Source organism: Mycolicibacterium diernhoferi (genome assembly GCF_019456655.1).
Taxonomy (GTDB): Bacteria; Actinomycetota; Actinomycetes; order Mycobacteriales; family Mycobacteriaceae; genus Mycobacterium; species Mycobacterium diernhoferi.
The window spans coordinates 3,719,956-3,733,746 of sequence record NZ_CP080332.1 but is presented as its reverse complement, the minus strand read 5'-3'; the positions used below and the strand labels follow the sequence as shown (position 1 = coordinate 3,733,746).

The 13,791-nt window shown below is 70.0% G+C and carries 12 protein-coding genes; 8 read left to right on the top strand and 4 right to left on the bottom strand.

Annotated features, from left to right (window positions below):
* Window positions 1-38: 38 nt before the first annotated feature.
* The 4 genes from K0O62_RS17730 to K0O62_RS17715 form a co-directional block, all read right to left on the bottom strand.
* Window positions 39-1,547 carry an alpha-(1->6)-mannopyranosyltransferase A gene (locus K0O62_RS17730; protein ID WP_073854142.1) on the bottom strand — a complete coding sequence of 503 codons (1,509 nt, stop codon included), beginning with the start codon at window positions 1,545-1,547 and terminating at the stop codon, window positions 39-41.
* A gap of 4 nt (window positions 1,548-1,551) precedes the next feature.
* Window positions 1,552-2,637 (bottom strand): bifunctional (2E,6E)-farnesyl/geranyl diphosphate synthase, encoded by a 1,086-nt coding sequence (gene idsA2, locus K0O62_RS17725; protein ID WP_073854143.1) that lies wholly within the window; start codon window positions 2,635-2,637, stop codon window positions 1,552-1,554.
* 147 nt (window positions 2,638-2,784) lie between these two features.
* On the bottom strand, window positions 2,785-3,450 hold the full coding sequence (locus K0O62_RS17720; protein ID WP_073854145.1) for an LppM family (lipo)protein: 666 nt from the start codon (window positions 3,448-3,450) through the stop codon (window positions 2,785-2,787).
* A 22-nt stretch (window positions 3,451-3,472) separates the two neighbouring features.
* Window positions 3,473-4,114: a GNAT family N-acetyltransferase gene (locus K0O62_RS17715; RefSeq protein WP_073854147.1), complete on the bottom strand. Its 642-nt coding sequence runs from the start codon at window positions 4,112-4,114 to the stop codon at window positions 3,473-3,475.
* 252 nt (window positions 4,115-4,366) lie between these two features.
* Here K0O62_RS17715 and K0O62_RS17710 point away from each other — a divergent pair, with 252 nt between their 5' ends.
* The 8 genes from K0O62_RS17710 to mraY all read left to right on the top strand — a co-directional run bounded on the left by K0O62_RS17710 (window position 4,367) and on the right by mraY (window position 13,784).
* Window positions 4,367-4,771, top strand: coding sequence for an SCO2097 family morphological protein (locus tag K0O62_RS17710; RefSeq protein WP_073854149.1), 405 nt, complete (start codon window positions 4,367-4,369; stop codon window positions 4,769-4,771).
* Window positions 4,772-5,188: 417 nt separating this feature from the next.
* Window positions 5,189-5,620 (top strand): division/cell wall cluster transcriptional repressor MraZ, encoded by a 432-nt coding sequence (gene mraZ / locus K0O62_RS17705; protein ID WP_073854151.1) that lies wholly within the window; start codon window positions 5,189-5,191, stop codon window positions 5,618-5,620.
* Window positions 5,595-6,722 (top strand): 16S rRNA (cytosine(1402)-N(4))-methyltransferase RsmH, encoded by a 1,128-nt coding sequence (rsmH, locus tag K0O62_RS17700; protein WP_079244342.1) that lies wholly within the window; start codon window positions 5,595-5,597, stop codon window positions 6,720-6,722. The genes mraZ and rsmH overlap by 26 nt, the downstream gene beginning before the upstream one ends.
* Window positions 6,719-7,759: a cell division protein FtsL gene (gene ftsL / locus K0O62_RS17695; RefSeq protein WP_073854154.1), complete on the top strand. Its 1,041-nt coding sequence runs from the start codon at window positions 6,719-6,721 to the stop codon at window positions 7,757-7,759. The genes rsmH and ftsL overlap by 4 nt, the downstream gene beginning before the upstream one ends.
* Window positions 7,756-9,636 (top strand): peptidoglycan D,D-transpeptidase FtsI family protein, encoded by a 1,881-nt coding sequence (locus K0O62_RS17690; protein WP_073854156.1) that lies wholly within the window; start codon window positions 7,756-7,758, stop codon window positions 9,634-9,636. Before ftsL ends, K0O62_RS17690 begins: the two co-directional genes overlap by 4 nt.
* A 55-nt stretch (window positions 9,637-9,691) precedes the next feature.
* Window positions 9,692-11,206, top strand: coding sequence for a UDP-N-acetylmuramoyl-L-alanyl-D-glutamate--2,6-diaminopimelate ligase (locus K0O62_RS17685; protein ID WP_073854158.1), 1,515 nt, complete (start codon window positions 9,692-9,694; stop codon window positions 11,204-11,206).
* Entirely contained in the window at window positions 11,203-12,699 is a 1,497-nt protein-coding gene (locus K0O62_RS17680) for a UDP-N-acetylmuramoyl-tripeptide--D-alanyl-D-alanine ligase (protein WP_073854160.1), read from the top strand. The genes K0O62_RS17685 and K0O62_RS17680 overlap by 4 nt, the downstream gene beginning before the upstream one ends.
* Before the next feature lie 5 nt (window positions 12,700-12,704).
* Window positions 12,705-13,784 (top strand): phospho-N-acetylmuramoyl-pentapeptide-transferase, encoded by a 1,080-nt coding sequence (mraY, locus tag K0O62_RS17675; protein ID WP_073854162.1) that lies wholly within the window; start codon window positions 12,705-12,707, stop codon window positions 13,782-13,784.
* The last annotated feature ends 7 nt before the right edge of the window (window positions 13,785-13,791 follow it).

Genomic DNA, 13,791 nt, shown 5'->3' with positions numbered 1-13,791 from the left:
GCGGTCGGGGGCTTACTAGACCGCCAGCGGTCGGGGGCTTACTGGGCCGCGGGTTCTTCCGGCGCCCGGGACAGCGAATACCACGCCGCGATGGCGCACGCGGTCGCCAGGCCGACATGGATCCACGAATACATGCCGTGCGCGCCGTCGGGTTTGAAGATCACCATGATCCAGGTGGAGAACCCGGCGATCAGCGCGATGGCGGCACGGCTCTGCCACAGGGTCGAGAGCACCGCCAGCGGCCAGGTGTAGTACCAGGGCAACGCGGCGGGCACGAACAGCACCACCACGCCCAGCGCCAGCGCGGTCCCGGTCAGCGCGTCCCGGTCGGTATGCCGAAAACGCCACCACAGCAACGGAAGTGAGATGGCGATGGTGGCGATGCCGAGAATGCGGGTGACTTCCAGCACGGCGTAGAAGTTGACCGGCATGACCAGCCCGCCGATGACGTCGATCAGGTTGGCCGCCGCCGTGGGCAGGGTGAGCCAGTTGATGATCTTCACCGAACCCGCCAGCGCGGTCAGCCAGCCCAGCCCGACTCCGGCCAGCCAGGACAGCACCGCGAACACCGCACCGAAGATGACCGCGGATGCCGCGGTCGCGACGGCGAAGGCCGCGACCGGGTGGTAGCCGCGGGTGTCGCGCAGCCGCCGCATCCAGACCCACACCATGAACGGCAGCGCGATCCCGGCGGTGGCCTTGACCGCCACCGCGGTGGCGATGAAGCCGACGCCCAGGACCGGACGGCCGCTGAAGGTCAGCGCGATGGCGGCCATCATCAACCCGACCATCAGCATCTCGTTGTGCACGCCACCCATCAGGTGGATGATCACCAACGGATTGAGCACGCAGATCCACAGGGCAGCAGCGGAGTTCGCGCCGATGTGCCGGGCGATGCGGGGCGTCGCCCAGATCAGCAGCGCCAGCCCGGGCAGCATGCACAGCCGCAGCAGCATGGTGCCCTCGACGACGTTGTTGCCGACGACCATCGTGACGAACTTGGCCACCAGGATGAACGCCGGGCCGTACGGGGCGGTGGTGGTGGTCCAGATCGGGCTGACGTCGTCGAGCAGGGAGTTCGGGTTCTCGATCGGACCGACGACGTAGGGGTCGAAACCGTCCCGCAGCAACGCGCCCTGCGCCAGATAGGAATAGGTGTCCCGGCTGAACACCGGGGCGCTCAGCAGCAGCGGCGCCAACCAGAAGCCGGTGGTGGCCAGCATCGTGTACTGGGACGCCGAGCGGTCGACGACGCGGCGGCCCAGCCACAACCACGCCATCAGCATCACCGCGACGCCGCCCCACAGCAGCACCGAGGACAGCACCAGGCCGTGCCCGAAGCGCAGCCAGGACATGTGCAGGGATTCCAGCAGCGGGTCGTGCAGGCGGGTGCTGCCCGCGCCGAGACCCCCTGCGGTGATCAGCACCGCGCCCAGGAATCCCAGCCGGGCCGGGCGGCCCTCCGGTGATGCGGCGAACAGCAGCAGCCTGGAGATGTGCGCGCTGAGGCCGGTTTTCGTGGACTCGACCGAGACCGGGGTAGACATCGCCTCAGGCGAGCCGATTCGACGCCAGGCCGGCCAGTTCGGCGAGCCCGAGCTTGGCCTGCGGATCGATCTTGGCCTGCTCGATGGCATCCAGTGCGCGACGGTGCAGCATGGCGATGCGGCTCTCCACGGCGGCCAGCGCACCGACGGACTCGATGGCCATGCACACCTCCTTGACGCCCACATCGGTCAGCTCGGTGCCGATGGATTCGCGCAGCAGTTTGGCGGCCGCCGGATCGGTCTGCTCGGCCAGTTCGACGGCCTCGGCCAGCAGCACGGTGCGCTTGCCCGAACGCAGATCGTCTCCGGACGGCTTGCCGGTGACCACGGGGTCGCCGAACACCCCGAGGACGTCGTCGCGCAGCTGGAAGGCCACCCCGAGGTCGGTGCCGATCTGATGGAAGATGGCCTGCACATCCGGGCGGTCGGCGGCGGCGGCCGCCCCCAGTTGCAGCGGCCGCGACACGGTGTAGGAGGCGGTCTTGTAGGTGTTGACGTTCATCGCCGAGGACACCGAGTCCGCGCCCTTGGATTCCGCGACGATGTCGAGGTACTGGCCGCCCAGCACCTCGGTACGGATATCGGCCCACACCTTCTGCACCCGCAGGTGCGCATCGGCGGGCAGGTCCGCGGTGGCGACGATGTCGTCGGCCCAGACCAGCGACAGGTCGCCGAGCAGGATCGCCGCGGACAGGCCGAACTGTTCGGCGGACCCGCGCCAGTTGTTCTCCCGGTGCAGGTCGGCGAAGTGTCGGTGCACGGTGGGCAGCCCGCGGCGGGTGGCCGATGCGTCGATCACGTCATCGTGGGCCAGTGCGCAGGCGTGCAGCAGCTCCAGTGCCGAGAACAGTCGCAGCGCATCGGCGTCGGACGGCCGGTCCGGGCCGGCGACCGCGCGCCAGCCCCAGTAGGCGAATGCGGGGCGTACCCGCTTGCCGCCGCGCAGTACGAACTCCTCGAGGGCTGCCGTCAGCTCCGCGTATTCGCTGCCGATGTAGGCCGCGTCACGCCGACGCTCGGCCAGGTACAGCCGCAGCTGTTCGATGACGGCGTGCACCAACTCGGCGGCTGACGGTGCCGCTGTATCCACGCTCAGCGGTCGCCCCTTTCTGGTCCAGATGTGCTCCCCCGAGCGTCTTCAGCGTAGAGCCTCCATGGCGACTCATGGGAGTCGGAGGGCCTACCAGCACGCAATTATGCAGTCGCCGCACCGAATACGCCCGCCGAGCTGAGCGGGTTACCCGACGCGCGGTGACCGGTCGCGGCTCGTCCAGGCCAGCGCGCCGATGATGCCGGCCACGATCATCGATCCGATCCCGAGCCAGATCGCGGCGGCGGTGAACGACCGGGCGCTCGGATCGGTGAAGCGGGCCTGGGCGTTCATCGTGGTCACCACGCCGGGCTTGAGCTTCCACTCCACGACGCCGGTGGACACCTGGTCGCCGTTGGTGGAGGTCACCTCGCCGGGGAACGACACGCTCAGCGAGACGTCCGCCTCGGGGTCGCTCAGCGAGGTCAGGTCGACCCGGCCTTCCAGGATCACCAGGTCGCCGGCGCGGCGCAGCGAGATGTCCACGCCCGCGGCGTCCCGGTTCATGTTCGCCAGCTGGGGCAGTTCGGCGAACGTCAGGTCGGAGAACACCGCCTGGGACCCGACGTAGTCACCGCGTTCGTACCTGGAGACGGCCACCTTGTTGCTGAACGGCAGCGAGTTCAGCAGCTGCGGTCCCTTGTCGTCGCTGTCGCGGGCCTTGGCGGCGGCAACGATCTGACCGGAGACCCGGTCGTCGGGGGACACCGTGATGGAGGCGCGCACCCGCACGCATCCCACGGCGAACGGCACGACGATCAACAGCAGCAGGACCAGGGCTGAAAGCCGGTGGCGACGGGGGCGCACGGACACCCGGTCATCGTGCCAGACCCGGTCAGTCCAGGGGCAGCGACCGGCCCAGGATGGCGAACGCGCGGGGATCCCCGGCGAAGTGGTAGTCGCGGATGACGTCCCCGAAGCCGAGTCGGCGGTACAGCCGCCAGGCGCGGTTTGCCTCGCCGTTGATCTCCGGCGTGGACAGCAGCACCCGCGCCTCGGGCCGCCCGCTGAGCAGTCGGCGGGCCAGGGCCTCACCGAGTCCCTGCCCCTGCGCGCGTGGGTGGATGTGCAACTCGGTGAGTTCGAAGTAGTCCCCGAGCAGCGCGTCGGCCTGGTCGGGGTGGGCACCGGTGCGACGCAGACCGTGCACCACCTGCTGCTGCCACCACTGGTCGGGGGCGCCGCTGTAGCCGTAGGCGACGCCGAGCAGTTCCGCGGTGTCCAGCGCGGCGGATGCCTGCGGGTCGGCCGCTTCGACCGCCGGCCCGTCAGGAACAAGCCCTGCAGGAACGGGTTCCGGGGTGCTCAGCGCGGCGACGGCCTTCCATCCGGCCCGGCGGGTGTGCTCCAGCCACATCGAGGCCCGCTGGTCCTCGGTTCCGCGCGGGTAGTGCATCGCATTCACATAGACCGTGAGCGCCTCGTTCAGCCGTCGACGCATGACCTCGGCCGAGAGGTCGACCAGATATGTCGGCAACGGGTGGTCCTTCTACGGGGTCGGTCGGCGCGGACGATCACCCTCATTATCGGTCCCGAGTTCGGGGTTGTGCTCATGCGGGTGAGGTGATGGCCGGCTTTGGTGGCGGAGGTCATACAATCGTGGACGAAGTAGGTGGTACGGCTCAGATTGACCTCGTATCATGGTGATCGGATGCCCGCGACTGCGGGTGCAGCACACGATGAGAGGTTCCGGACCAGCCGGGACCAGGGCGCGGACTAGGAGGGACGGATGCCACTCTCCGACCACGAGCAGCGCATGCTCGACCAGATCGAAAGCGCGCTCTATGCCGAGGACCCCAAATTCGCCTCCAGCGTTCGAGGCGGCAATCTGCGAGGGCCGTCGGCCCGCCGTCGCTTACAGGGCGTCGCCCTCTTCGTGGTCGGTCTGGCGATGCTGGTTTCCGGCGTGGCCATCAAGGCGACCATGATCGGCAGCTTCCCGATCCTTTCCGTCATCGGATTCATCGTGATGTTCGGTGGTGTGGTGTTCGCCATCACCGGGCCGCGTGGACCCGTGCCGGTCGACAAGGCGGCGTCGTCCTCGGGGGCGTCGCGGTCCAAACGCAACAAGAACACCGGCGGATCGTTCACCAGCCGCATGGAGGACCGCTTCCGCCGCCGCTTCGACGAGTAGGACGCCCGGGCCGTCGCGCGTGAGCGGGCCGGCCCGCTCCACATTTCCCCACCGGGGTAGCTCGATTCGCGAGCTACCCCGTTTTTTATGCCTGTGAACCGGTCGGGCACGGCGGCGTGTCGACTCCCGCAGGGCCTGCACCCCACTTTTGCCCCACCGCTCCCCACATCGCGCCCACCCCGGCGCTTTCCCGCCGTGAGCTGGTCTTTTTCCTTGGCGCGAGGGTTCGTGCCCGCCCCGCCGGGGCGGATGACCGGGCATCGCGCGGCGCAGAGTGGGGCCGCCGGGGAACTTGGTGGCAGCAAATGGAGCTAAGTGGGGGATTGTGGGGTAAAGTGGCGGACAGCGGAGCAACCGGAGCTTCGCGAAGCGGGCAGATACGACTCGGAATCCAACCGAGTGGTCGGAGGTGGCGAGATGTTTCTCGGTACCTACACGCCCAAGCTCGACGACAAGGGGCGGCTCACACTGCCCGCCAAGTTCCGCGACGCACTGGCAGGAGGGTTGATGGTCACCAAGAGCCAAGATCACAGCCTCGCTGTCTACCCGCGTGCGGAGTTCGAGAAGCTGGCCGAGAAGGCGATGTCGGCATCGCGCAGCGACCCGCAGGCCCGCGCCTATGTGCGCAACCTGGCGGCCGGTGCCGATGAGCAGCATCCCGACGCACAGGGCCGCATCACCCTGTCGGCCGAACACCGCCGGTACGCCAACCTGTCCAAGGATTGCGTGGTGACCGGTTCGCTGGGGCACCTCGAAATCTGGGATGCCCAGGCCTGGCAGCAGTACCAGGAGACCCACGAAGAGACTTTCTCCGCGGCCAGCGATGACACTCTTCGCGACATCATCTGAACCCGATGCCCGTGCAACGCGGCCTCTGCCCGATCCGGCCCTGGCGTACTTCCCCGACGCCAGGTCCGTCATCTCGGGCAGGGACCCCGTTGCAGGGGCATCTCATCGCGACAGGGGAGTCGCAGTGCCTCAAGACTCCGGCCCGCACGGGCACGTTCCCGTTCTCATCGACCGCTGCGTCGAACTGCTCAAGCCCGCGCTGACCCGGCACCATCCTGACGGCACCGGCGCGGTGCTGGTGGACGCCACCCTCGGTGCCGGCGGCCACACCGAACGCTTTCTCACCGAACTGCCCGGGTTGCACGTCGTCGGACTGGACCGCGACCCCAACGCCCTGCGCATCGCCACCGAGCGGTTGGCCCCGTTCGGCGACCGGTTCCGCTACGTCCGCACCCGCTACGACGGCTACTGGGCCGACCGCGACGAGGACACGGTCGACGGAGTGCTTTTCGACCTGGGTGTGTCCTCGATGCAACTGGATCGGGTGGACCGCGGTTTCTCCTACGCCCACGATGCACCGCTGGACATGCGGATGGATCCCGACGCCGAACTGACCGCGGCCGACATCCTCAACACCTATGACGAACGAGCCCTGGCCCGGGTGCTGCGCGAATACGGTGAGGAGCGCTTCGCCGGCCGGATAGCCTCCCGCATCGTCAAACGCCGGGCGCGTCAACCGCTGCGCACCACCGGCGAGCTGGTCGAGTTGCTCTACGAGGCGATCCCGGCGGCCACCCGGCGTACCGGCGGACACCCGGCCAAGCGCACCTTCCAGGCGCTGCGGATCGCGGTCAACGCCGAACTCGACTCACTGCGCGAGGCGTTGCCCGCCTCGCTGGCCGCACTGTCCGGGGGAGGACGCATCGTGGTGATGGCCTACCAGTCCCTGGAGGACAAGATCGTCAAGGGACTGTTCGCCGCCGCAACGGCGTCGCGCACGCCGCCCGGCCTACCGGTCGAATTACCGGGCTATGAGGCCGAATTCGTATCACTGACCCGGGGGGCCGAGCAGGCCGACGCCGACGAGATCGAACGAAACCCGCGCAGCGCCTCGGTGCGCTTGCGGGCGTTGGAAAAGGTTGCCGGAAAGGATGGCTCATGAGGGGGAAGCGACCTGCGCCGGAGCGTGGCAGCGACGAGCCGCGCCGCGCGAAGCCCCAGCGTGCCCGGGGGCGGGCTGCTGAGGCGCCGGCCCGCAAGCGCCGCAGCGCGCCCGAACAGCGCCCGCAGCGCTCGGCCCCGAAGACGAGCCCGGTCCGCCGGCCGGTCGACGGGCCGGCCCGGCCCAAGAACGCCAGTCAGGCCAAGGCGCGCGCCAAGGCCCGTAAGGCCAAGGCCCCCAAGGTCGTCCGCCCGCCACTGCGGGAACGATTGATCACCCGGCTGGCGGCCATCGAATTCAACCCGCGGGAGCTGGTCTCCCGGGTGCCCTTCGTGGTGCTGGTCATCGGCGCGCTCGGCCTCGGGCTCGGCGTGACGCTGTGGCTGTCCACCGACGCCGCCGAACGCTCCTACCAGCTGGGCCATGCGCGCCAGCTGAATCAGGCTCTGGCGCAGCAGAAGGAAGCCCTCGAGCGTGACGTACTGGAGGCGCAGGCCCCGCCGGCACTGGCCGAGGCCGCCCGCGGGCTGGGCATGATCCCGTCCCGGGACACCGCCCATCTGGTGCAGGATCCCACCGGCGCCTGGGTGGTGGTGGGCACGCCCAAACCGGCCGAGGGAGTACCCCCGCCGCCGCTGAACACGCCACTGCCGGACACGGTTCCGGAATCTTCCGCTCCCGGACGCCCCGCGCGCCCGGGCCCCGCCGACGCCGCGCCGGCGCCGCGGGTCGTCGATCCCCGCGAGGTGGTGGTGCGGGTACCGCCTCGGGAGACGCCCGCCCCGGCCGCCGCGACGCCGCTGACGGCGCCGGTCGTTCCGGTCGATCCCGCGGCACCGTTGGCCGCCCCGGTCGACCCGGCCGCCGCGCCGCCGGCCGCCGATCTGCAGCCCGCTGACGGGCTGCCGCACCTGGCGGCTCCCGAACTGCCCGCCCAGCCCGGCCCGGTCGGCGGCATGGAGAACATCGGCCCGGCCCCCGCCCCGGCTGTGGTGCCCGAGCTTCCCGTCGAGTCACCCGGGGCACCGGCCGCATGAGCCGCTCCAAGAAGACCCAGGAACACGTCGCGACAGACCGGCGGGTCCGGCACGCCGAGCCGCAAACCGGTTTGCGCAGTTCGTCGTTCGTGTTCCGGCACCGGGCCGGCAACGTGGTCATCTTCCTGGTTCTGGTGGTCGCCGCCGCTCAGCTGTTCAACCTGCAGATCTCCAACGCCGCCGGGCTGCGCGCCGAAGCAGCCGGTCAGCTCAAGGTGACCGATGTGCAGAAGGCGGTGCGCGGCAGCATCATCGACCGCAACGACGACAAGCTCGCCTTCACCATCGAGGCGCGGGCGCTGACCTTCCAGCCGGTGCGGGTCCGCAAGGAGTTGGAAGAGGCCAAGGCCAAGGACCCCGACAAGCCCGACCCCGACGACCGGCTCCGCGAGATCGCCGCCGAGATCGCCACCCGACTGAACAACAAGCCGGACGCCAGGACCGTGCTCGCCAAGCTCACCAGCAAGGACACCTTCGCGTATCTGGCCCGTGCGGTCGATCCGGCTGTCGCCGAGGCGATCATGGACAAGTTCCCCGAGGTCGGGTCCGAGCGCCAGGACATCAGGCAGTACCCGGGTGGGTCCTTGGCCGCCAACATCGTCGGCGGCATCGACTGGGACGGCCACGGTCTGCTGGGCCTGGAAGATTCCATGGACGCGAAGTTGGCCGGCGCCGACGGATCGGTCACCTATGACCGCGGCTCGGACGGGGTGATGATCCCGGGCAGCATGCGCAACCGGCACGAGGCCGTCGACGGGTCGACCGTTCAGCTCACCCTCGACGACGACATCCAGTTCTATGTGCAGCAGCAGGTGCAGCAGGTCAAGGACGTCTCCGGCGCGGCCAACGTGTCGGCCGTGGTGCTGGATGCCAAATCCGGTGAGGTGCTGGCGATGGCGAACGACAACACCTTCGATCCGTCCCAGGACATCGGCCGCCAGGGGCACCGGCAGATGGGCAACCCGGCGGTGTCCTCACCGTTCGAACCGGGTTCGGTGAACAAGATCGTCACCGCCGCCACGGCCATCGAACTCGGCCTGACCAACCCCGACGAGGTGCTGTCGGTCCCGGGTTCCATCGACATGGGCGGCGTCACGGTGCGCGACGCGTGGCAGCACGGCGTCGACTCCTACACCACCACCGGGGTTTTCGGGAAGTCCTCCAACGTCGGCACCCTGATGCTGGCCCAGCGCATCGGTCCGGAACGCTTCTACGACATGCTCGGCAAGTTCGGCCTGGGCCGGCGCACCGGCATCGGGCTGCCCGGTGAGAGTGCGGGCCTGGTGCCGCCCCTCGATCAGTGGTCGGGCAGCTCGTTCGCCAACCTCCCCATCGGACAGGGCCTTTCGATGACCCTGCTGCAGATGACCGGCATGTACCAGGCCGTCGCCAACGACGGCGTCCGGATCCCGCCGCGGATCATCAAGTCCGTCATCGCCGCCGACGGCACCCGCACTCCGGAGGAGCCGCCGGAAGAGATCCGGGTGGTCTCGCCGGAGACCGCGGTCGCGGTGCGCAACCTGTTGCGCGCCACCGTGCAACGCGATCCGCGCGGTATTCAGCAGGGCACCGGCTGGCAGGCGGCCGTCGAGGGTTATCAGGTCGCGGGCAAGACCGGCACCGCGCAGCAGATCAACCCGAACTGCGGCTGCTACTACGACGACCACTACTGGATCACCTTCGCCGGGCTGGCGCCGTCGGACAATCCGCGCTACGTCATCGGCATCATGGCCGACAACCCGCACCGCACCGCCGACGGCCAGCCCGGCACCAGCATGGCGCCGCTGTTCCACAACATCGCGTCCTGGCTGTTGCAGCGCGAGAACGTGCCGCTGTCGCCGGATCCGGGCCCGCCACTGACCCTGCAGGTCACCTGAGCGCGGTCGCGCCGCACCGAGTGTCGATCCGCTGTCCCGGTACTGTGGCAAGGCCATGAAGCTGCGTCCCTCCCATCCCGTCGGTGAGCTGCTCCGATCGCTGGCCGAGCGGATCGGGGTCGCCGCGGCGTACCCGGACGAAGTCCGGGTCACCGGTGTGACGCTGCGCAGCCAGGACGTCCGACCCGGTGATCTGTTCGCGGCGCTGCCCGGAGGCTCCGCACACGGGGCCAGGTTCGCGGTGGACGCGGTGGCCGCCGGAGCGATCGCCGTGCTGACCGATCCGGCCGGCGCCGAGCAGTTGCCCGCCGACCTCGGCGCACCGGTCCTGGTGCACCCCGAGCCCCGCGCGGTCCTCGGCGGTCTGTCCGCCGCGGTCTACGGGCAACCGTCGCAGGCGCTGCGGGTCATCGGTATCACCGGCACATCCGGCAAGACGACCACCACCTACCTGGTCGAGGCGGGCCTGCGCGCCGCGGGCCGGACCGCCGGGCTGATCGGCACCGTCGGGATCCGCATCGACGGCCGCGACGAGCCCAGCGCGCTGACCACCCCGGAGGCCCCCGACCTGCAGGCGTTGCTGGCGGTGATGGTCGAGCGCGGGGTGGACACCGTGGTGATGGAGGTGTCCAGCCACGCGCTGACGCTGGGCCGGGTGGACGGGACCTCGTTCGAGGCCGGCGGGTTCACCAATCTGTCCCGCGATCATCTCGACTTCCATCCGACGATGCAGGACTACCTCGATGCCAAGGCCCGGCTGTTCGAGCCGGACTCGCCGACGCACGCCGCGCACGCGGTGGTGTGCACCGACGACGAGGCCGGGCGCGCCATCGCGGCCCGCGCGCAGGCTCCGGTGCAAGTCAGCACCGGTGACGCCGACGCCGACTGGACCATCGCCGCGGTGCGCGCGGTGGGCCACGGCGGCCAGGAGTTCGTCGCCGTCGACCCCGCCGGGACACGGCACACGCTGCAGATCGCGCTGCCCGGGCACTACAACATCGCCAACGCGCTGCTGGCGGTGGCGCTGCTCGACGTGGTCGGGGTGTCCCCGGAGCAGGGCGCACCCGGGCTGCGGGCGGCGGCGGTGCCCGGCCGGCTGGAGAGTGTCGCCCGGGGTCAGGACTTTCTCGCCCTCGTCGACTATGCGCACAAACCGGGGGCGCTGGAGGCGGTGCTGCAGACCCTGCGCGCCCAGCTGCCCGCGGGTGGCAGGCTCGCGGTGGTGTTCGGGGCCGGCGGCAACCGGGATGCGGGCAAGCGGGAACCGATGGGCCGGGTCGCCGCGGGGCTGGCCGACCTGGTCGTGGTCACCGACGACAACCCGCGTGACGAGGATCCGGCGGTGATCCGGGCCGCGGTGCTGGCCGGCGCCATCGGTGGTGATGCCGAGGTCGTGGAGATCGGGGACCGCCGCGCCGCCATCGACTTCGCCGTCGACTGGGCGCGCGCCGGGGATGTGGTGTTGATCGCCGGTAAGGGCCACGAGTCCGGGCAGACCAGTCGGGGCACCACCCGCCCGTTCGACGACCGGGTGGAATTGGCAGAGGCACTGGAGAGGCAGACCCGATGATCGCGCTGACGCTGGCGCAGGTGGCCGACATTGTCGGCGGCGAGCTGGCCGACATCACCGCCGAGCAGGCCGCGGCGACCCGGATCACCGGCACCGTCGAGTTCGATTCCCGGGAGGTCACCGAGGGCGGGTTGTTCCTGGCGTTGCCGGGTGCGCGGTCCGACGGGCACGACTTCGCGGCGGGGGCGGTGGCCGCGGGCGCGGTGGCCGTGCTCGCCGCCCGCCCGGTGGGGGTGCCGGCGATCGTCGTGCCGCCCGCCGATACCGCCGCGACCTCCTCGGGCGCACTGGAACACGATGACGCGCACGGCTCGGGTGCTGCGGTGCTGGCCGCGCTGGCCAAGCTCGCGTCGGCGGTGGCCGCCGAGCTGGTGGCCGGTGGGCTGCGGATCATCGGGGTCACCGGATCATCGGGTAAGACCTCGACCAAGGATCTGTTGGCCGCGGTGCTGGCGCCGCTCGGCGAGGTGGTCGCGCCGCCCGGATCGTTCAACAACGAGCTCGGCCATCCGTGGACGGTGCTGCGGTCCACCACTGACACCGACTTCCTGATCCTGGAGATGTCGGCACGGCACCCGGGCAACATCGCTGCGCTGGCCGCGATCGCCCCGCCCTCGATCGGGGTGGTGCTCAACGTCGGTACCGCCCACCTCGGTGAGTTCGGTTCGCGCGAGGTCATCGCGGCGACCAAATCTGAACTGCCGCAAGCTGTTCCGTCCTCGGGTGTGGTGATACTCAATGCCGATGACCCGGCCGTCGCGGCGATGGCGGAGCAGACCGCGGCCCGGGTCGTGCGGGTGTCCAGAGGATCCGGCGGCGCTGATGTCTGGTCCACCGACGAGGTGCTCGACGAGCTGGCCCGTCCGCGCTTCACCCTGCACGCCGGCGACCAGACTGCGGAGATCGCGCTGGCCGTGCACGGCGAGCATCAGGTGTCCAATGCGCTGTGCGCGGCCGCGGTGGCATTGGAGTGCGGCGCCACCGTGGCGCAGGTCGCCGATGCGCTCGCCGGGGCCGGGCCGGTCTCGGCGCGCCGGATGCACGTCAGCACCCGCGCCGACGGGGTGACGGTGATCAACGATGCCTACAACGCCAACCCCGACTCGATGATGGCCGGGCTGAAGGCCCTGGCGTGGATGGCCCGCCGGTCCGCCGGGGCGACCGGGCAGAAGCGCCGTAGCTGGGCCGTTCTCGGCGAGATGGGCGAACTCGGGGACGAGGCGATAACCGAACACGATCGCATCGGCCGCTTCGCCGTGCGCTTAGATGTGTCTCGTCTGATAGTCGTGGGAACCGGGAGAGCGATGAGCGCCATGCAGCAGGGGGCGGTGATGGAAGGCTCGTGGGGCAGTGAGGCCATCCAGGTGCCCGACGCCGACGCCGCGCTGGCGTTGCTGCGGGCGGAACTGGCCGAGGGGGACATCGTGCTGGTGAAGGCCTCGAACGCGGCCGGGCTGGGTGCGCTGGCCGACGTGCTCGCCGAGGAGGGCTGACACCGGTGAAGCAGATCCTTTTCGCGGTCGCCATCGCGCTGGCCGTCTCGATCGTCCTGACACCGGTGCTGATCCGGCTGTTCACCAAGCAGGGTTTCGGCCACGAGATCCGTGAGGACGGCCCGCCCAGTCATCAGAAGAAGCGTGGCACGCCGTCGATGGGCGGGGTCGCCATCATGGCCGGCATCTGGGCCGGTTACCTGGGCACGCACCTGGTCGGGCTGGCGTTCGACGGGGAGGGCCCGTCCGCGTCGGGCCTGCTGGTGCTGGGGTTGGCCACCGCGCTGGCGATCGTCGGCTTCATCGACGACTCGATCAAGATCCGGCGGGCCCGCAACCTGGGCCTGAACAAGACCGCCAAGACGGTCGGGCAGTTGACGGCCGCGGTGCTGTTCGGCGTGCTGGTGTTGCAGTTCAGCAACGCCGAGGGGTTGACCCCGGGCAGTGCGCAGCTGTCCTATGTGCGCGAGATCGCCACCGTGACGTTGCCGCCGCTGGTGTTCGTGTTGTTCGTGGTGATCCTGGTCAGCGCCTGGTCCAATGCGGTGAACCTGACCGACGGCCTGGACGGGCTGGCGGCCGGTGCGATGGCCATGGTCAGCGCCGCGTACGTGCTCATCACGTTCTGGCAGTACCGCAACTCCTGCGCGACCAGCCCCGGGCTGGGCTGCTACAACGTGCGTGATCCGCTGGATCTGGCGCTGGTGGCCGCGGCTACCGCGGGCGCCTGCATCGGGTTCCTGTGGTGGAACGCCGCGCCGGCCAAGATCTTCATGGGCGACACCGGTTCGCTGGCCCTGGGCGGCATCATCGCGGGTCTGTCGGTGACGAGTCGCACCGAGATCCTGGCCGTGGTGCTGGGCGCGCTGTTCGTGGCCGAGGTGACTTCGGTGGTGGTGCAGATCCTGGCCTTCCGGACCACCGGGCGGCGGGTGTTCCGGATGGCACCGTTCCACCACCACTTCGAGCTGGTGGGCTGGGCGGAGACGACGGTGATCATCCGGTTCTGGCTGTTGACCGCGATCGCGTGTGGTCTGGGTGTGGCGTTGTTCTACGGCGAGTGGCTCAGCATCGTCGGCGCTTAGGCGCCGC

Coding starts and splice junctions, on each gene's coding strand:
- K0O62_RS17730 (WP_073854142.1), bottom strand. CDS start 1,547: ATGTCTACCCCGGTCTCGGTCGAGTCCACGAAAACCGGCCTCAGCGCG.
- K0O62_RS17710 (WP_073854149.1), top strand. CDS start 4,367: ATGCCACTCTCCGACCACGAGCAGCGCATGCTCGACCAGATCGAAAGC.
- mraZ (WP_073854151.1), top strand. CDS start 5,189: ATGTTTCTCGGTACCTACACGCCCAAGCTCGACGACAAGGGGCGGCTC.
- rsmH (WP_079244342.1), top strand. CDS start 5,595: ATGACACTCTTCGCGACATCATCTGAACCCGATGCCCGTGCAACGCGG.
- ftsL (WP_073854154.1), top strand. CDS start 6,719: ATGAGGGGGAAGCGACCTGCGCCGGAGCGTGGCAGCGACGAGCCGCGC.
- K0O62_RS17690 (WP_073854156.1), top strand. CDS start 7,756: ATGAGCCGCTCCAAGAAGACCCAGGAACACGTCGCGACAGACCGGCGG.
- K0O62_RS17685 (WP_073854158.1), top strand. CDS start 9,692: ATGAAGCTGCGTCCCTCCCATCCCGTCGGTGAGCTGCTCCGATCGCTG.
- K0O62_RS17680 (WP_073854160.1), top strand. CDS start 11,203: ATGATCGCGCTGACGCTGGCGCAGGTGGCCGACATTGTCGGCGGCGAG.